We start from the raw sequence: 16,669 nt of genomic DNA on the forward strand, positions 1-16,669 counted from the left end.
GGTACGATTTGCGCGGGCGCGCGGACTCGAACAAAAAGGGCCGCGTACCCACAGCTTTCGATCACCTTCCACTGGAGCCGCCTGCGATGCGCATGCTTGGAAAACTGTGGCGCGACAACAAGAGCCTCGTCGCCTTTCTGTTCCTGATGGTGCTGTTTCGCAGCGCCGTGGCCGACTGGAACGTCGTGCCGAGCGGCTCGATGTTGCCGACGATTCGCGAAGGCGACCGGATTTTCGTCGACAAGATGGCCTACGATCTGCGCGTGCCGCTCACCCATATCACGATCGCGCATCTGCACGATCCGCAGCGCGGCGACATCGTCACGATCGATTCTTCGGCCGCGCATGAATTGATCGTCAAGCGTCTGATCGGCTTGCCCGGCGACAGCGTCGCGATGCGCGACAACGTGCTGTATGTGAACGGCGTGCGCGCACGTTATCAGCCGCTGAAACTCAAGCCGTTGCCGGGCGATGCGACATCCCCCGGCGACTATCTGACCGAACGCTTCGACGGCGTTACGCACACGGTGCGGCTTGCACCTGAGGCGCCGAGTCCGCGCAATTCGTTCGGTCCGGTGCTCGTGTCGCAAGGCGAGTATCTGATGCTCGGCGACAATCGCGACAACAGCGCCGACTCGCGTTACTTCGGTTTCTTTCCGCGCAAGGAACTGATGGGCCGCACGCGTCACGTCGCGTTTTCGCTCGACCCGGATCACTTCTACAAACCGCGCTTCGAGCGCTTCGGAGCGCCGCTGGATGCAGCGGCGCTAGCTGCCAGCCGGTAGGTTGGCGGGGAGGTGTGGAGGCTCCTCAGTGGCGCGACGGCAGCGCCAGGCGCTTTTCGTACCAGTGCTGCACCCACTCGAGCACCTGGCACAGCACCCAGTAGACCGCGGCTGCCGCGAGGTACAGCGGCAGCGGCTGATAGGTCGACGCGATGATTTCCTGCGCGCTGCGCAGCAACTCGGTCACGGTAATCACCGACACCAGCGACGTATCCTTGATCAGGCTGATCAAACTGTTCGACAGACTCGGCACGGCGATGCGCAAGGCCTGCGGCGCGATCACGTAGCGTAATGTCTGACGCCGCGAGAGCCCGAGGCTATAAGCGGCCAGCCACTGGCCGTTGGGAATGCCGAGAATCGCGCCGCGCATGCTCTCCGACAGATACGCCGCCACGTTCGCCGACAACGCGATCACGCCCGCAGGCGTGGGGTCGAGCGAAATACCGAGACTCGGCAAGCCGTAATAGATCACGAAGATCTGCACCAGCAGCGGCGTGCCGCGGAACACGCTCACATAAACGCGCGCGATCCAGTTCAACGCGCGGTTGTGGCTGACGCCCATCACCGCGAGCACGGCGCCGGCAAGCAGGCCGAAGATCATCGACAGAACCGCGAACTTGACCGTCAGGACGGCGCCCTGTGCGAGCACAGGAAGCGATTGGACGAGCAGGGAAGTGGTGGACATGAGCGGTGGGTAAGGTTGACGCGCAAAGTGCACATGGGGGCACATCATGGACAAAAGCGAAGGGCGGCATCGTCGACGATGCCGCCCCTCGTTTCATCCGGCGTGCGTTACTTGATCGGCTTGCTGACGTCGATGCCGAACCACTTGTCCGAAATCTTCGAGAACGTGCCGTCCGCTTCGAGCTGGGTCATCGCGTCGTCGATCGCCTTGGCGAACTTCGGGTTGCCCTTCCTGAACGGAATGCCAGACGGGTTGCCCGCGCCGACCGTCGCGCCCGTGCGCAGCGGCAGTTGCGAGTTCTTCATCAGATACGCGAGCATCAGGCGGTCGTTCAGCGCCGCATCCAGACGGCCGGAGGCCAGATCGCGCAGGTATTCAGGCGCGCCCGGGTACGTCTTCACGTCGATGCCCGGCACCGACTTCGCCATGTCCATGTAGTTGGTGCCCAGACCGACGCCGAGCTTCTTGCCCTTCAGATCGTCGAGCGATTTGAACTGGCGCGTGTCGTCCTTGCGCTGGATCAGTTGCGCGGCCGAGTACGTGTACGCCGGCGAGAAGTCGAGTGCCTGCTTGCGTGCGTCCGTAATGCCGACCTGGTTGACGATCACGTCAAACTTGTTCGCCTGCAGACCGGCGATGATGCCGCTCCACTCGGTCGTGACGAACTCCGGCTTCACGCCGAGCTTGGCTGCAACGGCCTTGGCGATGTCGACGTCATAGCCGACCAGTTCGCCCGACGGCGCTTTCGAATTGAACGGGGGGAAGGTGCCTTCCAGGCCGATGCGCAGCGTGCCGCGTTGTTTGACCTGGTCGAGCAGGTCGTCCGCGTGGGCGGTGACCGCAGTGAACGACGCGCCGATCAGGCCGGCGACGAGCATCTTTTTTAACAAGCCAAATTTCATCGAGTTCCTTTTTGTTCGTCTGGCGTTTTAACAGACGAAAGCATAACAAAGCAGACTATCGAAACCTAAATATCGTTTGTTTATGTCTATATTACGGGTGCGAGTTGAGGCGGCTTAGCGCAGCGCCTGCGCGCACTCGGCCACCAGCGCGGGTCCGCGGTAGATGAAGCCGGTATAGAGCTGCACGAGCGAAGCGCCCGCCGCGAGCTTGGCGCGCGCATCCTCGCCCGAGAAAATCCCGCCCACGCCGATGATCGGCACCGTTTCGCCGACTTCGGCGCGCAGCTTGCGGATCACTTCGTTCGACGCGTCGAACACGGGCTTGCCCGACAGGCCGCCGGCTTCATCGCCGTATTGCATACCGGTGACGGCGGTGCGCGACAGCGTGGTGTTGGTGGCGATCACGCCTTCGAACTTGTGGCGCAACAGCGTATCGGCGATCGATTTGATCTGCTCGTCGTCGAGATCCGGCGCGATCTTCAGGGCGAGCGGCACCAGCTTGCCGTGCATGTCGGCCAGACGCTGCTGCTTGTCCTTAAGCGCCGCGAGCAGCGCGTCGAGTTCGCCCGCGCCTTGCAACTGGCGCAGGTTCTTCGTATTCGGCGACGAGATGTTGACCGTCACGTAGCTCGCGAACGGGTACACGCGTTCGAGGCAGTACAGATAGTCTTCGGCGGCGCGCTCGATCGGCGTGTCGGCGTTCTTGCCGATGTTCAGCCCGAGAATGCCGCGATAGCGCGCGGCCTGCACGTTCTGGACGAACTGGTCGACACCCGCATTGTTGAAGCCCATCCGGTTGATCACGGCATTCGCCTCGGGCAGGCGGAACATGCGCGGACGCGGGTTGCCCGGCTGCGCGCGCGGCGTGACCGTGCCCACTTCAATGAAGCCGAAGCCGAGCGCCGCCAGACCGTCGATGCACGCGCCGTCCTTGTCGAGGCCCGCGGCGAGCCCGACCGGGTTACGGAACGTCAGCCCCATCACGGTGCGTGGCGAATCCGGCACACGTGGCGCGAGCGCGCCGGCAAGGCCGGTGCGGCCCGCGGCGCCGAGCATGCGCAAAGTCAGGTGGTGAGCGTCTTCCGCGTCCATGCGAAAGAGTTGGGCGCGTACGAGCGGGTAGAGGGAACTGAACACGGGACGAAGCCGGGCGGCCGGAAAATGGGAACCCGCCATTTTACCGGCTTTGGGGCATTAATGAGACTAACTGGTAGGGACCGTTATGGCCACGTTGTGGTCACCTTCGGGTTACCTTATGGCAGGGTTAAGGCCGCAGCGGCCCGCGCCGACCCTGAATCGCCAGATCGACCGGCGGCAGATCGATGCTGGTTGGATCGAGCATCTTCCAGACACCGTCGATCAAACCTTCGAGCGGCCGGAAATTCGCCTTGTACGCCATCTTCGGGCTCTCGCGAATCCAGTAGCCGAGGTACACGTAGGGCAGCTTGAGGCTTTTCGCCTGCTCGATCTGCCAATAGATGTTGTAGGTGCCGAAGCTGGTGTGCGGCAGTCCCGGTTCGAAGAACGTGTACACCGACGAGAGCCCGTCGCCGAGGATGTCGATCATGCTGATCATGCGCAGAATGCCCGGTGCTGACGGATGGTCCGGCAGCGGCTCGCGGAATTCGACCAGCCGCGAGTTGATCCGGCTCTGCAGCAGGAACTGTTCGTACTGGTCGCGGCTGTCGCGGTCCATGCCGCCGCCGGCATGCCGCGCCGACTGATAGCGCATATAGAGCGCGTAGTGCTCTTCGTCGTAATGCAGCGGGGCAACCGTTGCGATCAGCTCGCCGTGCTTCTTCCACACCCGGCGTTGCGTGCGGTTCGCCTCGAAATGATCGACCGGCACGCGCACCGGCACGCAGGCGCGGCAGCCATCGCAATACGGGCGGTAGGTGAACACGCCCGAGCGACGGAAGCCGGCTTTGACGAGGTCGGTATAGACGTCGGAGTTGATCAGGTGACTGGGCGTGGCGACTTGCGAACGCGCGATGCGTCCATCCAGATAACTGCAGGGATAGGGCGCCGTTGCATAAAATTGCAGCGCCGAAAGCGGAGAAAGAGGCAGCTCGTTGGGATGAGTCACGTTGGCAGCTCTCGAAGCGTCTCTGGTATTGCAAACCCGGCGTGCCTTGCGGCTCGTGACCCGCGGCTCGGTTGGCGACGGATCCGGATTCGGCCTGATTTTTCCTACGCCGCCGGCGCTACGACATCGTGCAAGACGGTCTTGTCGAAACGCCAGGGAATCGGCGGTGCATCGACAGACGCGCGAACATGCGCGATGAACGCTTTGCGCGCTATCTCGCGACCGCCCAGCGACGCCAGATGCGACGTGTTCTGCTGGCAGTCTATCATTTCTATTTCGTGACAGCGCAAGTGTCCGACAAGCGCGGCCAGCGCCATTTTCGACGCATCGGTGACCTCCGCGAACATCGATTCGCCGAAGAACATCCGGCCGAACGACACCCCGTACAAACCGCCTACGCGTTTGCCTTCGAACCAGGTTTCGATGCTGTGTGCATCGCCGACCCGGTGCAGCGACGAATACGCTTCGACGACATCCGCGGTGATCCACGTGCCGCGCTGGCCGCGCCGCGGCGCCTGCGCACAGGCGCGCATAACAGCTGCAAAATCATGGTCGACACGGATTTCCCACGCGTCCTCGCGCAGCACGCGCTTGAGCGTTTTACGCAGTGACGGCGATAGTTTGAACTCGGCGGGGCGCAGGATCATGCGCGGATCAGGACTCCACCACAGCACCGGCTGGCCGTCCGAATACCAGGGGAAGATGCCGCGCCGATAGGCGTCGATCAGCCGCGACGGCAGCAGGTCGCCGCTGGCGGCGAGCAGGCCGGGTGCGCCGCTTGCCGCGCCGAGCGCGCGCTCGACGGAGGGAAACGGATCGTCAGGTCCGAGCCAGGGAACCATGCGCGCCGCTCAACCTTCGCGCAGCGAGCGGAAGATGTCGCCCGTATGCAGCCCGAAGCTGCCGGCGGCACGGTCGGCGAAAAAGAAACGCAAAGTCTGGCCGACGGTGGGGAAGGCGATCTCGTCCCACGGAATGTCGTGTTCCTCGAAGAGTTTCACTTCGAGGCTTTCTTCGCCGGCGGCGATGTCGAGATCGAGCAGGCGCGCCATATAGAACAGATGCACCTGATGCACGTGCGGCACGTTCAACAGCGAGAACAGGCTCTGCACCTCGACGCGGGCGCCGGCTTCTTCCAGCGTTTCGCGCGAAGCCGCTTCGGCGGTGGTTTCACCCATTTCCATGAAGCCTGCCGGCAGCGTCCAGTAGCCGTAGCGCGGTTCGATCGCGCGACGGCACAGCAGCACTTTGTCGTCCCAGACCGGGACGGTGCCGACCACGTTGCGCGGATTCTGATAATGCACCGTACCGCAACTTCCACACACGAAGCGCTCGCGGTTGTCACCCGGCGGAATGCTCAGGCTGACGCCGTGGCCGCAGACAGAACAGAATTTCATAGGAAGGGGACGAGAAAGGGTGATGGGAGTTTATCACTGGGGCGAGCTTTGTCGGGAGCGGGCCATGACGGTGTGGGCCAGTCGGTGTGGGGTGGGGAATTTCGCTGATCAGGCGCCCGTCGATGCGACGGCATTGCGAATACTGTGGAGGAAAAATGCGGATATGTTTGGAGTCCGGATCAACGGGCACGAGCGGGCGTCAGCGCACGCAGCCGCGAGGCGGAAAACGGGAGACAGAAAACAAAAAAGGCCTGCCGGTTGGGCAAGCCTTTGAAGTTTTTCGACGTCTTCGAACCGATTTAGCTACTTAAGCGCTACTTGGTTGCGGGGGTAGGATTTGAACCTACGACCTTCGGGTTATGAGCCCGACGAGCTGCCAGACTGCTCCACCCCGCGTCCGTCGAAGAAAAGATTATAGAACAAAGCGGCGACCAGCGCAATAGCTTGTTAAGAACCGGCTTCAATGCGCGCCGCTGCGGGCGAACTTCAAAGCGGAACGCCAAAGCGCAGTGGCCTCCAAAGTCGCGGCGTGCATTGCCGGCGTCGTATGCCGGAAGGCCTGCGTTGCACGCTGCGCTAGAATCCAGGTTCTCTTCGCGCGCCGGGATGCATGTGCAACGGCCTGCGCTTCACTTCTTACCTTGTTCAGAACTCCATGGATATCGCTCACGATCTACAGGTGATTGCCGCTCAGGAACAAGCGCTGGTGTTCCCGCAATTCGATGCCGACCGCGCATGGCAGATCGGCGCCTATCTGCACGAAGTCGCGAAAGCACGCGGCATTGCCGCGGCTATCGACGTGCGCACATTCGGTCAGCCGCTGTTCTTCAGCTTGCTCGAGGGCGCGACGCCGGACAACGTCGACTGGGCGCGTCGCAAGGGCAACACGGTCGCGCATTTCCGGCGCAGTTCGTATGCGATCGGTTTGAAGATGCAACAGGCAGGCAGCACGCTCGCCGACAAGCACGGCTTGCCGGTCACGGAATATGCGTCCCATGGCGGCGCGTTTCCACTGACGGTGGCGGGCGCCGGCGTGATCGGCTCGATCACGGTGTCCGGTTTGCCGCAACGCGCCGATCATGAGCTGGTGGTGGAAGCGCTGTGCGCGCACCTCGGCCACGACTACAGCAAGCTCGCGCTTGCAAAGGCCTGAGGCGATGCGGATGCCGCCTTATGCGTTGCTCGCCATTGCGATCGTTGCCGAAGTCATCGCGACCTCCGCCATGCGGGCCTCGGAAGGTTTTTCGCGGCTGCTGCCCGCAGCGGTCGTGGTGATCGGCTACGGCATCGCGTTCTATTGCCTGTCGCTCACGCTGAAGACTATTCCGGTGGGCATCGTCTACGCAGTGTGGTCAGGCGCCGGCATCGTGCTGATTACGCTGGTCGCGGTCGTGATGTACCGGCAAGTGCCGGACGTGCCGGCCATCATCGGGCTCGGGCTGATCATTGCCGGGGTCGCCGTGCTGAACATGTTCTCGAAGATGCAGGCGCACTGAGCGCTCATTGAGCGTCCACTGAGCGTTACTTGCAGCGCACGATCATCGAACGGTTCTTCACGTTGGCCGAGACGACGTTCGTGACGCTGCCGCCCGCGGCGCCGCCTTCGTCGTTGTCTTTCGACACGATGTCGTAGCCGGTTGCGCCACACGCCTTGCCGGCCTGCACGTAGCAGGAGGCCCAACTGGACGCGGCGTCGGCGCCGCTGCAGTTCACCGCAAAACCCGTCTGGCCGTTCGGCAGATTGATCAGCGAGGTGGTGTTCGACGATGCGCAGCCGGTGAGACCCGCGCCGAGCAGCACAGCGGCGGGCAGCGCGGCAGACAGGGACCCCCTGCGGACGAGAGCAAGCGCGGCGCTGCTGGGTAGGAAGCGGGCGGAGCGGCGCAGTTGCGTCATGAAATGCATCGTGATGTTTCCTTTCAAATAGATATCGAGACTCGCCACGCACAGCGAACGTGTGCCCACAAGGTTAAGGCGCTTCGATCGTGATGCCTGCCGCGCTGACCAACTGGCGGCTTTCCGCGCCGCTTTCGGTCGCTGCGTCTTCCCAGATGCTGATGGCTTTCGGAATGTCGATGCCATGGCTTTCTGCGTAAGCAAACCAGGTGTTTGCGGCATCCGGTTCAGGCAGTTCGTGGTTCTGCAGGAAATATTTTCCCATACTGTGTTCGCTGACCTCGAAAAGGCGTCACTGCGTCAGCACGGATCGTGCCGATGAACCGGTTCGACCTAAGCAGTCGGCACAAGTGCAATCCGGCGTGTCGATTTGCCTGCGAAGCTTATCGGCATGGGGCGTACGACGTTGATCAGGCGGGCGCTGGAGGCTGGACCGCGGTCCAGTCGCGCGAGTACCATAGCGGGCATATCCGGGGGCGGCCGGTACTCCCCGGTGTCCGTTTCCCGCCGGATCCTTCTGATGAGGCGACCATGGAAATTCGGTTTCCCGCGGACGCGCCCGCTTACCGCGACTCCAATCTGACGGTGGTCTTTCGCGCGCTCGTGGACGGCGAACCGGTGCCGTGCGCGATCTCGGTCGAGGCGCTCGAGGATCACTTCGGCGCGTACACCGAGGATCTCGAAGGCTGGATGCGCGCGTTCGACGCCGGACGTCCACACATCGAGGCGGTTGCGCGCGAACATTTGCAGATCAGCAATGGCACGCCTGTGTTGCTCAAGAGCGGCCACTTTCCGCCCGGCAACATGGCGGGCTGATCCGGTTCATTCGCACACGCACAAAAAACGCGCTTTACATCCGCTCGCTTGCGAAAGCCGTCCACAGCGACAATCAAGCGGTTTTTGCGGCGTCCCGTTGCGTGTCCGTATTCGCCGATGCCGCTGCGCGCGCGGCGTCGAACGCATGCCGGATACCGTCTTTGTACGAGGTTTTGGCGATCGGACCGAGCAGTTGTGTCAGTGCCGAGTCGTCAAGCACAACCGGCTCGGTCATCAGGTAGTTCATCTCCACCAGTTCCCGCATCAGCGGATTGAAGAGGCCGAGCACGCGCAGCATGGTCTTGCCGGCCACCATCAGCTTCGGCTCGCGGCCCGCTAGCGCATAAGCCTGTCTCGCCACTTCGCGCTGCGTGATCGTGCCCGTACCGGCCAGATGCCACCAGCAGCCGTACGCTTCGGGCGTACGTGTGAGTTTCTCGACCACTGGTCCGATATCCGGCAGGTAGATGAATTCGTGCTGCACATCCACCGGCCCGATCACCTGCGCGCGCTTGCCGTGCGCCGCGCCCTCGAATATGCCGTTGATCAGACTGCGTTCGATGCAGTGACCGTAGAAATCCGGCAGGCGCAGCACCAGCGTCGACAAACTGGTAGACCCGCTCGCGCGCCCGTGTGCCGCCAGCACCAGTTTTTCCTGCTCGAGCCGCATCTTGCCTTTGAACGTATGGGGCTCACGCGGATGATTTTCGCTAATCGGATTGCCGTTCGCGCGGCCGTACGGATACACGGTGCCGATCAGAATGAAGCGTTCGACGCCTGCCGCCGTCACGCCGTCGAGGGTTTTTTGCATGAGTGGCGGATGCGAGGCGAACTGATCGTAGGGCACGCCCACCAGATAGATCACCGTCTGCAAACCGGCCGCCGCGGCGCTGATCGAAGCCGGGTCGTCCGGATTCCACGTGACGATTTCCGCATGCGGGTCGTGGCCGAAGGCCGCTTCTAGCGGCGCGCGCGAGCGGCCGACTACCCGGTAATCACGGCCCGCCGCGCTCAGCGCCGCCCCGATGATTTGACCGGCGGCGCCCGCGGCGCCGAATAAACCTACTTTCCCTGTAGCTTGCATGAACGACTCCTGAAGACGGCGCCGTATTGCGCCTGGGTGAGCTTGTCTGATCGATGAGAATTTAGTGAACACCGTTCAGTAAACAGTGTTCAGTTTAATTTGACATTTCAGTTTGTCAAGCCGAAAATGCCCGGCATGGGAATCGTCGAACGAAAAAGCCGCCAGAAACAGGCGCTGCGCGAGCGCATCCTCGATGCAGCGCGGCGCATCGTGATGCGCGAAGGCTTCGCTGCGCTGTCAATGCGCAAGATTGCCGACGCCATCGAGTATTCACCCGCCACGTTGTACCTTCACTTCGCGAGCCGCGATGAAATTGCGCAGGCCTTGTGTGCGGAAGGTTATGCGCAATTGCTGGCCACCTTCGTGCCGCTCGCGCAGATCGCCGATCCGGCGGAGCGTTTGAAGGCGCTCGGGCGTGCTTATGTGGCATTCGGTGTTGCGCATCCGGAAACCTATCGGCTGATCTTCATGGAAGACCCGAGCTACACAGGCGCGGCGCTGGGCGGCGCGGCTGCCGCGGCTGGTAAGGGTGCGGGTGGGGCGGTGGCTGCCGTGGCGGATGCAGGGGTGACCGCCGCGAGCGAAGCGGTGGAAACCACGGCAGCAGGAGTATCCGCAACAGGAACAACTGCAGCGGCTCCCACCGTCTCCGGAAAAGCCGACCTCGCGCCTGCGAAAGCGGACGACGACCCCGGCGACGCCGCGTTACACATCATGCTCCGGGCGCTCGAAGAGTTGAAAGCAGCAGGGCGCTTGTCCGCATCGATGGACGTGGCCGTGTGGGCGGAGGCGTTCTGGGCGACCCTGCACGGCATCGTCGCGCTCAACCTCACATGCCCTGTGTTTCCGAGCGCGCCGCTGGATACGGTGGTGGGTGTCGCGCTCGATACCTGGCTGGGCATGCAACCCGCCGGGCAGTCGCAAGGCGCCGCAAAATCCACGCGTGCCGGCAAGAAAAAGTCTGCTGAAGCGCCAGCGGAATTGCACGCAGAAGCGCACGCAGAAGCGCACGCAGAATCGCCCGCTGAGACGGGCGTCAAACCCGCCACCAAGCCCAAAGCCGCGAGCGCGTGATAACGTTCAGTTCCGATTCATTTCGCGCCATCGCGCTTCGCTCTCCATGTCTATTTCCGCCTCGCCCGCCGTCAGCGACGAAGTCGCGACTTACGTAGCCAACCGCATCGGTTTCATCGAACTGGAGAGGCCGAAGGCGCTCAATGCGCTGTCGACCGGCATGATTCGCGCGATGCACGCTGCGCTCGATCAGTGGCGCGAAAATTCCGACGTGCTTGCCGTGGTGGTGCGCAGCCAGCATCCGCGCGCGTTCTGCGCGGGCGGCGATGTCCGCTTTCTGTACGAGTCGGCGCAGCGCGGCGAGCATGATGCGCGCGATATCTTTTTCACTGAGGAATACCGGCTCAATCACGCGATTTTCACTTACCCGAAGCCGTATATCGCCTTGACGAACGGTGTCGTGATGGGCGGCGGCATGGGGATTTCGCAGGGCGCGCATCGTACCGGCGGCCTGCGGGTGGTGACGAACTCCACGAAGATGGCGATGCCCGAGACCCGCATTGGCCTCTTTCCCGATGTCGGCGCGAGCTGGTTTCTGGCGCGCACGCCGGGCGCGCTCGGCCGCTATCTGGCGGTCACGGGCGAGACGATCGGCGCAGCAGACGCACTCTACGCAGGTCTAGCCGACGCCTATATCGACGACGCGGCATTGCCCGCGCTAGCCGATACATTGCGCAGCGAGCCGTTCGAACGTGGTGCAGACGTGGTGGCGAGCATCGAGCGTGAGGCCGCTAAGCATCAGGTCGTACCAGAACCCGACGCTTCACCGCTAGCGAGCACGCGAGCGTTGATCGACCGGCATTTCGCGTTGCCTGACATGACGCAGATTCTCGCGTCGCTGGAGCAGGAACGGGAGCACGGCGGCGATTCGGCCGATTGGGCTGAGCAGACGATTGCCGTGTTGCGCGAACGTTCGCCGTTGTCGATGGCCGTGTCGCTGGAAGTGGTGACGCGCGCGGAGGGTTCGATGGCGGACGTGCTGCGCGGCGATCTCGATCTGACGCGCACGTGCTTCGCGCAAGGCGACACAATCGAAGGGATTCGCGCGCGCATCATCGATAAGGACAACGCGCCACGCTGGCGTTTTGCGCGTATCGAAGACGTGAGCGCCGCCGACGTGGCGAAGATGTTCGAAAGCCCGTGGCCGGCAAACGAACACCCGTTGCGAGATCTGCGAGGTTAAGCAGACACCAGGAAGACGCTCAGTCTTCGTCTTCGCTCGCCATGAATGCGCGCATGAACACCAGCGCGCCCCAGCCCCACATCGCGTTCGCCGCGAAACCCACCGCGAGGCGCGGCAGCATGTTGCCGCTCGGCCAGATGCCGCGCAACGGATCGACCACAAACACGCTCGCCGCCGTCAACGCAAGGCCGCCGAACACGAAGGCGGGCACCCACGGCGCGCGGCGCCCCGGCGCAACGCGCAACAGCCACGCCATCAGCACAGCCCAGAATGCGCTCCAGATCGCGTTCGCAATAAACTCCGGCAGCCCGAGCGGCAAAAACGGCGCGGTCGAAAAACCGGTAGGGTCGATCAGACCGGCTGCGTGCAGCAGCGCCAGAGTCGATTCATGAAAGAACAGGGAAGCCAGAAAACCGGCGATGAACGGCAGGATGAGTTTTTGCATGCATTGCACCGCGAGAGATCAGGCGGCGTGGTTCACGCGGCCTGCACCGGATTATTGGAAACGTGGCGCCATTATATATAGGGGTGCCCGGCTTCCAGCGTAGGTAAGGCGCAACATCCGTATGCTTTAGCGTCGGGCTAATCACGAAAGTGGAAAACCTAAGCTAAAAAAAATCGTTCAAAAGCCGCGCCCCGATCCATAGACTGTTTCTCCATGCAGACGGTGTTTGCCGCCGTCGCCCATTTAATCGAGCGCATCACGCGCACGTCTGGTCGAGGGAAGCCGTCGCGATGTCCTGCCTGATGCCGATCTTCAGCCGCTCCATGGCACACACGCGCTTGCGGATGCGCTGTCGGAGCTAGTCCGCTTTTCGCCGCAGTTTTTCCGTTCCTTTTTGCGCTTGCATCTCCGGCTTTCGTACCGGATGGATGTGCGCGACCAGCGGCGCGCGGCCGGCGTGTGCACTTTCACTCGACGCACCGTTTCCATTCAATCCAGTTTCGAACAAGCAGGAGCAGCAAATGAATGTGTTCTGGTTCATTCCGACTCACGGCGACAGCCGCTATCTCGGTACGTCCCAAGGCGCACGCGCAGCGGATTACGACTACTTCCAGCAGATCGCCGTCGCCGCCGATACGCTCGGCTACGAGGGCGTGCTGCTGCCGACCGGCCGTTCGTGCGAAGACGCATGGGTCGTCGCGTCCAGCCTGATCGCCGCGACCAAACGTCTGAAGTTTCTGGTGGCGATCCGTCCGGGCATCTCATCGCCGGGTCTGGCGGCGCGCATGGCGGCGACCTTCGACCGTCTGTCGAATGGGCGTCTCCTGATCAACGTCGTGACCGGCGGCGATTCGGCTGAACTGGAAGGCGACGGCGTATTCGTCGATCACGACACGCGCTATGAAATCACCGACGAATTCCTGCATATCTGGCGCAAGTTGCTGACTGCCGCACATACCAACGACGCGATCGATTTCAACGGCAAGCATCTGATCTCGAAGGGCGGCAAGGCGCTGTATCCGCCGGTGCAGAACCCGCATCCGCCGCTGTGGTTCGGCGGTTCGTCGGCGGCTGCGCACGACATCGCGGGCGATCACATCGACACGTATCTAACGTGGGGCGAACCGCCCGCAGCCGTCGCGAAGAAGATCACCGACATTCGCGCTCGCGCTGAAGCGCGTGGCCGCAAGATCAAGTTCGGCATTCGCTTTCACGTCATCGTGCGCGAAACCGAAGTAGAAGCATGGGCCGCCGCCGACAAGCTGATCAGCAAGCTCGACGACGAAACCATTTCCCGTGCGCAGGCTTCGTTCTCGAAGATGGATTCCGAAGGACAGCGCCGCATGGCCGCGTTGCACGGCGGCAAGCGCGGCGGGCGCGCGGAACTCGAGGTGTATCCGCATCTGTGGGCGGGCGTCGGTCTCGTGCGCGGCGGTGCTGGGACGGTGCTGGTCGGCAATCCCGAGCAGGTGGCCGCGCTGATGAACGAGTACGCGGCGCTCGGTATCGACACGTTCATCCTGTCCGGCTATCCGCATCTCGAAGAGTCGTATCGCTTCGCCGAATTGGTGTTCCCGTTGCTGCCGGGCCATCAAAGCAAGGTCGCGGGCGGTCCGCTGTCGGGGCCGTTCGGCGAGATCGTCGGCAACAACTATCTGCCGAAGGCGGCAAGTTCGAGCTGAGCGCTTGCGCCCGGTTCGGCAATGACGCCCATCGATAAGCAACGAGGACAATCATCATGGCTCAATCCACTGTGAGTGAGGAACGAGGCACACAGGCAGGCTCGGGCGCGGCTTTCAGCGCGGGCCTCGTCGGCGCATTGCGCCGCATCGGCGCGCCTCTGGCGCCGTGGCTCGTGCCGCTGGCGATTCTGCTGGCGTGGGAATTCGCCGCGCGCAGCGGCATTCTCTCGACGCGTGTGCTGCCCGAACCGCTCGCGGTCGTGAAGGCCGCGTGGTCGCTGATCCAGTCCGGCGAAATGTGGGCGGACGTGAAGGTCAGCACGTGGCGCGCGGTGTCGGGCTTTACGATCGGCGGCGGCATCGGACTCGTGCTCGGCCTTGCCACGGGTCTCTTCAAACCCGCTGAAATCGCGCTCGATTCGACTGTGCAGATGGTCCGCAACATTCCCGCGCTGGCGATGATTCCGCTCGTGATCCTGTGGTTCGGTATCGAGGAAGAGGCGAAGGTGTTTCTCGTCGCACTGGGTGTGTTTTTCCCGGTCTATGTGAACACGTTTCACGGTATCCGTTCGGTGGATGCCAACCTGATCGAGATGGCGCGCAGTTATGGCGTGAAGGGTTTTTCGCTGTACCGGCATGTGATTTTGCCGGGGGCGTTGCCGTCGATTCTGGTCGGCGTGCGGTTCGCGTTCGGGCTGATGTGGGTCACGCTGATCGTCGCTGAAACCATTTCCGCGCAGTCGGGCATCGGCTACATGACGATGAACGCACGCGAATTCCTGCAAACCGATGTGGTGGTAGTGGGCATCCTGCTGTACGCGGCACTCGGCAAACTTGCCGACGTGCTGGCCAAGAGTCTCGAGCGTGTATCGCTGCGTTGGCATCCTGCCTATCAACGAGGAGCGAAAACATGAGCGCAACGACATTGTCGACCTCGTTCGGCGGCATCGCGGGCAGCGATCTCGAAGCCGAACTGGCGCAACCGCGCACTGTCGATCATGACGCGGATGAGGCTGCCGGCTTCGACCGTGCGGATTCGGCGCACGATCGCCAGCGCGTGGGCGTCGTGCCTTCGGCGACCGGTGCATCGGCGCGCAACGACGCACGCCGCTCTGGCGATTTTTCGGTCGAATTGCGCGGCGTCGGCAAGCAGTACGGCGAGCGCACGGTGCTGTCCGATTTTGATCTGTCGATCGAGCGCGGCAGTTTCGTGGCGATCGTTGGCCGCAGCGGCTGCGGGAAATCGACTTTGCTGCGCCTGGTGGCGGGTCTGGAGAAGGCCACCTCGGGCGTGCTCGAAAAGCGCGCCGAAGACGGCCAGCCGCTCGACACGCGCATCATGTTCCAGGACGCGCGGCTCCTGCCCTGGAAGAGCGTGCTGCAAAACGTGATGCTCGGCCTCGGCCGCAGCGCCCGTGAAGATGCGCGCGCCGTGCTCGACGAAGTTGGCTTGCTGGAGCGCGCCAACGACTGGCCCGCGCAGCTCTCCGGTGGTCAGCGTCAGCGTGTGGCACTGGCGCGGGCGCTGGTGCATCGGCCGCAATTGCTGCTGCTGGACGAACCGCTCGGCGCGCTCGACGCGTTGACGCGCATCGAAATGCACGCGCTGATCGAACGGCTGTGGCGCGAACATCAATTTACCGCGCTGCTGGTGACGCACGACGTGCATGAGGCCGTCGCGCTCGGCGACCGGATTCTGCTGATCGAAGAAGGGCGCATCGCGCTCGATCAGCCGGTGCCGCTGGCGCGCCCACGGGCGCGTGCGTCGGCCGGTTTTGCCGCGCTGGAAGAACATGTGTTGCAACGCGTACTGAAGACGGCGCCGAACGACGACGCGCTGTCCTATCGCGCTTACGACGCACGTGACGAGGGCCGCCTCACGCGGCCGACAGACGTCCGCTGGGCCGTCTGACATCCCTTGACTGACTGTTTTCAATCGCTTTTCTGGAGTCACTCGACATGAGCATTTCCGCAATCAACGTACGCAATCAGTTCAAAGGCAAGGTCAAGGAAATCATCCGCGGGCCGGTGGTGTCCGAGGTCGATGTGGACACGCCGTTCGGTATCGTCACCTCGGTGATCACCACACGTTCGGTCGACGAACTCGACCTGAAGGTCGGCTCGGAAGTGGTTGCGCTGGTGAAGTCGACGGAGGTGTCGATCGCTCGTCTGTAAGCGCGCGAGGGCACTAGTCGCATTGATCGCATCTTCACACGCGCCGACGCTATTTTGCGTTGGCGCCGCTTCGCTTGATCTCATCCTCCTTGCCGATACCACTTGCCGGTTTGTTGCCGCCACGCATCCATACGGCACCACGCAACCCGCATGCCTCAACGCGCCCCTGCGTGCCCCCGCAAAACTTGCTACGATGAATTGAGCACCACGACGGAGACGGCCATGTCGAAGTCATTAAGTCCGGAAGCGGTTGAAGCGTTGCGGCGCCTGAACGATGTCGGCGTCGGACAGCCCATGCCGAAGTTTGAGCAATCCGTCACGGCGGAGTTGCTGACGAACGGGCTTGCCGCCGAAGCAAGCGGCGGCGAAGTCGAAATCACCTGTAGCGGCCGGCAGTACCTTTCTGGCGATTGCGACTGATCGTCAGGCGAGGGCGGGCCGGTGCATGCTCCGAGCCGC

The 16,669-nt window shown here is 62.9% G+C and carries 21 protein-coding genes and 1 tRNA gene; 11 read left to right on the forward strand and 11 right to left on the reverse strand.

Going from position 1 to position 16,669, the window contains the following annotated elements:
- The first annotated feature begins 86 nt into the window (after positions 1-86).
- A complete protein-coding gene (gene lepB / locus P3T25_RS07970; protein WP_429357852.1) occupies positions 87-785 on the forward strand; it encodes a signal peptidase I in 699 nt (232 codons plus the stop codon).
- A 25-nt stretch (positions 786-810) separates the two neighbouring features.
- On the opposite strand, the gene P3T25_RS07975 is transcribed toward lepB, so the two are convergent.
- The 7 genes from P3T25_RS07975 to P3T25_RS08005 form a co-directional block, all read right to left on the reverse strand.
- Positions 811-1,470: an amino acid ABC transporter permease gene (locus tag P3T25_RS07975; RefSeq protein WP_154561349.1), complete on the reverse strand. Its 660-nt coding sequence runs from the start codon at positions 1,468-1,470 to the stop codon at positions 811-813.
- 107 nt (positions 1,471-1,577) lie between these two features.
- On the reverse strand, positions 1,578-2,372 hold the full coding sequence (locus P3T25_RS07980; RefSeq protein ID WP_093632562.1) for a cystine ABC transporter substrate-binding protein: 795 nt from the start codon (positions 2,370-2,372) through the stop codon (positions 1,578-1,580).
- A gap of 114 nt (positions 2,373-2,486) precedes the next feature.
- Positions 2,487-3,464, reverse strand: a complete 978-nt coding sequence (locus tag P3T25_RS07985) for a quinone-dependent dihydroorotate dehydrogenase (protein WP_233464910.1) — start codon at positions 3,462-3,464, stop codon at positions 2,487-2,489.
- Between the two features lie 172 nt (positions 3,465-3,636).
- The gene (locus P3T25_RS07990; RefSeq protein WP_429357853.1) at positions 3,637-4,458 is read right to left on the reverse strand and encodes an arginyltransferase; all 822 of its coding nucleotides are present in this window, start codon (positions 4,456-4,458) and stop codon (positions 3,637-3,639) included.
- A gap of 104 nt (positions 4,459-4,562) precedes the next feature.
- Positions 4,563-5,300, reverse strand: a complete 738-nt coding sequence (aat, locus tag P3T25_RS07995) for a leucyl/phenylalanyl-tRNA--protein transferase (RefSeq protein WP_154561345.1) — start codon at positions 5,298-5,300, stop codon at positions 4,563-4,565.
- 9 nt (positions 5,301-5,309) lie between these two features.
- Complete coding sequence (locus P3T25_RS08000) at positions 5,310-5,855, reverse strand: NUDIX hydrolase (protein ID WP_097392281.1); 546 nt, start codon at positions 5,853-5,855, stop codon at positions 5,310-5,312.
- A gap of 319 nt (positions 5,856-6,174) precedes the next feature.
- Positions 6,175-6,251 (reverse strand) — tRNA-Met (locus P3T25_RS08005).
- 259 nt (positions 6,252-6,510) lie between these two features.
- Here P3T25_RS08005 and P3T25_RS08010 point away from each other — a divergent pair.
- A complete protein-coding gene (locus P3T25_RS08010; protein ID WP_154561343.1) occupies positions 6,511-7,008 on the forward strand; it encodes a heme-degrading domain-containing protein in 498 nt (165 codons plus the stop codon).
- A 10-nt stretch (positions 7,009-7,018) separates the two neighbouring features.
- Entirely contained in the window at positions 7,019-7,351 is a 333-nt protein-coding gene (locus tag P3T25_RS08015) for a DMT family transporter (protein WP_372342008.1), read from the forward strand.
- A gap of 25 nt (positions 7,352-7,376) precedes the next feature.
- Here the strand turns inward: P3T25_RS08015 and P3T25_RS08020 are convergent, their stop codons facing one another.
- Both P3T25_RS08020 and P3T25_RS08025 read right to left on the reverse strand, forming a co-directional pair.
- Positions 7,377-7,760: a hypothetical protein gene (locus tag P3T25_RS08020; RefSeq protein WP_429357854.1), complete on the reverse strand. Its 384-nt coding sequence runs from the start codon at positions 7,758-7,760 to the stop codon at positions 7,377-7,379.
- 64 nt (positions 7,761-7,824) lie between these two features.
- The gene (locus tag P3T25_RS08025; RefSeq protein WP_429357855.1) at positions 7,825-8,016 is read right to left on the reverse strand and encodes a hypothetical protein; all 192 of its coding nucleotides are present in this window, start codon (positions 8,014-8,016) and stop codon (positions 7,825-7,827) included.
- Between the two features lie 266 nt (positions 8,017-8,282).
- On the opposite strand from P3T25_RS08025, the gene P3T25_RS08030 reads away from it, so the two are divergent.
- Positions 8,283-8,567 carry a DUF1488 domain-containing protein gene (locus P3T25_RS08030; protein WP_154561337.1) on the forward strand — a complete coding sequence of 95 codons (285 nt, stop codon included), beginning with the start codon at positions 8,283-8,285 and terminating at the stop codon, positions 8,565-8,567.
- Between the two features lie 73 nt (positions 8,568-8,640).
- Here P3T25_RS08030 and P3T25_RS08035 read toward each other — a convergent pair whose 3' ends face one another.
- On the reverse strand, positions 8,641-9,651 hold the full coding sequence (locus P3T25_RS08035) for an NAD-dependent epimerase/dehydratase family protein (RefSeq protein ID WP_429357856.1): 1,011 nt from the start codon (positions 9,649-9,651) through the stop codon (positions 8,641-8,643).
- A 135-nt stretch (positions 9,652-9,786) separates the two neighbouring features.
- On the opposite strand from P3T25_RS08035, the gene P3T25_RS08040 reads away from it, so the two are divergent.
- A complete protein-coding gene (locus P3T25_RS08040) occupies positions 9,787-10,725 on the forward strand; it encodes a TetR/AcrR family transcriptional regulator (protein WP_429357857.1) in 939 nt (312 codons plus the stop codon).
- A gap of 46 nt (positions 10,726-10,771) precedes the next feature.
- Positions 10,772-11,908, forward strand: coding sequence for an enoyl-CoA hydratase/isomerase family protein (locus tag P3T25_RS08045; RefSeq protein WP_429357858.1), 1,137 nt, complete (start codon positions 10,772-10,774; stop codon positions 11,906-11,908).
- A 19-nt stretch (positions 11,909-11,927) separates the two neighbouring features.
- Here the strand turns inward: P3T25_RS08045 and P3T25_RS08050 are convergent, their stop codons facing one another.
- Positions 11,928-12,353: a hypothetical protein gene (locus tag P3T25_RS08050; RefSeq protein WP_154561329.1), complete on the reverse strand. Its 426-nt coding sequence runs from the start codon at positions 12,351-12,353 to the stop codon at positions 11,928-11,930.
- Between the two features lie 521 nt (positions 12,354-12,874).
- On the opposite strand from P3T25_RS08050, the gene ssuD reads away from it, so the two are divergent.
- The 5 genes from ssuD to P3T25_RS08075 all read left to right on the forward strand — a co-directional run bounded on the left by ssuD (position 12,875) and on the right by P3T25_RS08075 (position 16,630).
- A complete protein-coding gene (gene ssuD, locus P3T25_RS08055) occupies positions 12,875-14,035 on the forward strand; it encodes an FMNH2-dependent alkanesulfonate monooxygenase (RefSeq protein ID WP_429357859.1) in 1,161 nt (386 codons plus the stop codon).
- A 56-nt stretch (positions 14,036-14,091) separates the two neighbouring features.
- On the forward strand, positions 14,092-14,949 hold the full coding sequence (gene ssuC / locus P3T25_RS08060) for an aliphatic sulfonate ABC transporter permease SsuC (RefSeq protein WP_154561325.1): 858 nt from the start codon (positions 14,092-14,094) through the stop codon (positions 14,947-14,949).
- Positions 14,946-15,947 (forward strand): ATP-binding cassette domain-containing protein, encoded by a 1,002-nt coding sequence (locus tag P3T25_RS08065; protein WP_429357860.1) that lies wholly within the window; start codon positions 14,946-14,948, stop codon positions 15,945-15,947. Before ssuC ends, P3T25_RS08065 begins: the two co-directional genes overlap by 4 nt.
- Before the next feature lie 47 nt (positions 15,948-15,994).
- The gene (locus tag P3T25_RS08070; protein WP_011488137.1) at positions 15,995-16,210 is read left to right on the forward strand and encodes a TOBE domain-containing protein; all 216 of its coding nucleotides are present in this window, start codon (positions 15,995-15,997) and stop codon (positions 16,208-16,210) included.
- A 222-nt stretch (positions 16,211-16,432) separates the two neighbouring features.
- Entirely contained in the window at positions 16,433-16,630 is a 198-nt protein-coding gene (locus tag P3T25_RS08075) for a hypothetical protein (RefSeq protein WP_054034588.1), read from the forward strand.
- Positions 16,631-16,669: the final 39 nt, after the last annotated feature.

The organism is Paraburkholderia sp. GAS32 (assembly GCF_050434225.1).
Taxonomy (GTDB): Bacteria; Pseudomonadota; Gammaproteobacteria; order Burkholderiales; family Burkholderiaceae; genus Paraburkholderia; species Paraburkholderia madseniana.

What these genes read in the sequence shown, in the direction of transcription:
- ssuD (WP_429357859.1), top strand. Translation starts at nt 12,875, where the DNA reads ATGAATGTGTTCTGGTTCATTCCGACTCACGGCGACAGCCGCTATCTC.
- P3T25_RS08040 (WP_429357857.1), top strand. Translation starts at nt 9,787, where the DNA reads ATGGGAATCGTCGAACGAAAAAGCCGCCAGAAACAGGCGCTGCGCGAG.
- aat (WP_154561345.1), bottom strand. Translation starts at nt 5,300, where the DNA reads ATGGTTCCCTGGCTCGGACCTGACGATCCGTTTCCCTCCGTCGAGCGC.
- P3T25_RS08050 (WP_154561329.1), bottom strand. Translation starts at nt 12,353, where the DNA reads ATGCAAAAACTCATCCTGCCGTTCATCGCCGGTTTTCTGGCTTCCCTG.
- P3T25_RS07980 (WP_093632562.1), bottom strand. Translation starts at nt 2,372, where the DNA reads ATGAAATTTGGCTTGTTAAAAAAGATGCTCGTCGCCGGCCTGATCGGC.
- P3T25_RS08070 (WP_011488137.1), top strand. Translation starts at nt 15,995, where the DNA reads ATGAGCATTTCCGCAATCAACGTACGCAATCAGTTCAAAGGCAAGGTC.
- P3T25_RS07975 (WP_154561349.1), bottom strand. Translation starts at nt 1,470, where the DNA reads ATGTCCACCACTTCCCTGCTCGTCCAATCGCTTCCTGTGCTCGCACAG.
- P3T25_RS08035 (WP_429357856.1), bottom strand. Translation starts at nt 9,651, where the DNA reads ATGCAAGCTACAGGGAAAGTAGGTTTATTCGGCGCCGCGGGCGCCGCC.
- lepB (WP_429357852.1), top strand. Translation starts at nt 87, where the DNA reads ATGCGCATGCTTGGAAAACTGTGGCGCGACAACAAGAGCCTCGTCGCC.
- P3T25_RS07985 (WP_233464910.1), bottom strand. Translation starts at nt 3,464, where the DNA reads ATGGACGCGGAAGACGCTCACCACCTGACTTTGCGCATGCTCGGCGCC.
- P3T25_RS08075 (WP_054034588.1), top strand. Translation starts at nt 16,433, where the DNA reads ATGTCGAAGTCATTAAGTCCGGAAGCGGTTGAAGCGTTGCGGCGCCTG.
- P3T25_RS08020 (WP_429357854.1), bottom strand. Translation starts at nt 7,760, where the DNA reads ATGCATTTCATGACGCAACTGCGCCGCTCCGCCCGCTTCCTACCCAGC.
- P3T25_RS08025 (WP_429357855.1), bottom strand. Translation starts at nt 8,016, where the DNA reads ATGGGAAAATATTTCCTGCAGAACCACGAACTGCCTGAACCGGATGCC.
- ssuC (WP_154561325.1), top strand. Translation starts at nt 14,092, where the DNA reads ATGGCTCAATCCACTGTGAGTGAGGAACGAGGCACACAGGCAGGCTCG.
- P3T25_RS08010 (WP_154561343.1), top strand. Translation starts at nt 6,511, where the DNA reads ATGGATATCGCTCACGATCTACAGGTGATTGCCGCTCAGGAACAAGCG.
- P3T25_RS08065 (WP_429357860.1), top strand. Translation starts at nt 14,946, where the DNA reads ATGAGCGCAACGACATTGTCGACCTCGTTCGGCGGCATCGCGGGCAGC.
- P3T25_RS08000 (WP_097392281.1), bottom strand. Translation starts at nt 5,855, where the DNA reads ATGAAATTCTGTTCTGTCTGCGGCCACGGCGTCAGCCTGAGCATTCCG.
- P3T25_RS08030 (WP_154561337.1), top strand. Translation starts at nt 8,283, where the DNA reads ATGGAAATTCGGTTTCCCGCGGACGCGCCCGCTTACCGCGACTCCAAT.
- P3T25_RS08045 (WP_429357858.1), top strand. Translation starts at nt 10,772, where the DNA reads ATGTCTATTTCCGCCTCGCCCGCCGTCAGCGACGAAGTCGCGACTTAC.
- P3T25_RS08015 (WP_372342008.1), top strand. Translation starts at nt 7,019, where the DNA reads ATGCCGCCTTATGCGTTGCTCGCCATTGCGATCGTTGCCGAAGTCATC.